The organism is Limosilactobacillus walteri, from assembly GCF_014830205.1.
GTDB lineage: Bacteria > Bacillota > Bacilli > Lactobacillales > Lactobacillaceae > Limosilactobacillus > Limosilactobacillus walteri.
The window spans coordinates 1-1,091 of sequence record NZ_QORN01000071.1 but is presented as its reverse complement, the minus strand read 5'-3'; the positions used below and the strand labels follow the sequence as shown (position 1 = coordinate 1,091).

General features: G+C 36.0%; 1 protein-coding gene. It reads right to left on the bottom strand.

Translation table 11 applies throughout. The features are described 5' to 3' along the window. Positions 1–926: ISL3 family transposase (locus DTK66_RS10900; protein WP_191668690.1), on the bottom strand; the 926-nt coding region annotated here is incomplete at its 3' end. Positions 927–1,091: the final 165 nt, after the last annotated feature.

Below are 1,091 nucleotides of genomic sequence, written 5' to 3'. Positions count from 1 at the left end.
GCATTTTGACGAGTCATATATTGATTAACGCCGCGAAGAAAGATTACTTCTTCTGGGTGAAGATCTTCAGCTTTTTTATGGAATAGTTTCCAATGTGATTTCATAATTTTATATTCTCGACTATGTTTATCGAGGCTTTTAAGAATCGAGACACGATAATTATCCAAAGCACGACCAGCTAATTGCACGAGGTGAAAACGATCAATAATAATGTTGGCATTAGGAAAAAGACGATAGATAAAGCTTTGATATTGAGCATTTAAATCAATTACAACTGATTGAACGCATTCGCGTTCAGCCTTTGAATAACGATTTTCAAAATAATCAACAATGGTAGGCGATAGCCGATCTTGTAACTTCGTGACAATTTGGTGAGTTTCAGCATCGCAACAAATAAAGGACATCACAGACTTAGTTGAACGAAATTCGTCAAAACATAGATGCTTAGGCAGCTTAGCCACACGATAGTGTGGTTTCATGCGTTCTAAAATTGTTCGCCGAACACTGCTAGGAGAGCAGTGACACATTTCAGCAATAAGCTGACCGGCAAGTCCCTTACGAGCTAAAAGCATGATTTGATTTTTGAGGTCACTGGATAGGGTTTGATTTTCTCTGGTTAAATTAGTAACAGCGCCAAAAGTAGTATGACATGATTTACATTTATAGCGTTGTTTACGAAGTTCTAGTTCATACCTTCTTCCATTTAGACTAGCCAGTCGTACATGAGTTTTGCGAAAGCCATCTTTATTAACTGTGGGAAAGCCACAGTTACGACAACGATTAATGGGATAAGAAAGGGTAGCTTTTATTAGGGTGATATACTCTTTAACGGAATTATTGTTCTGTTCAGCCTCTTCAACCGAAATAACTTTAATATTTTTATCTTTAATTCCAAGAATATTTAGGATAGAATCATTATGGGACATTTGTTTAACCTTCTTTCATGATTTTTGTGGTGAATTGATTGTATAACGAGGGGACAGCAAATGTCCTCTTTTTTGTATAAAAATCTGGCATGGAATTTTCATCCATACCAGAAAGTGTATACCCCCAAAGTTGGATCATTGGGGTTTTAATGTTTAAAATTTAAT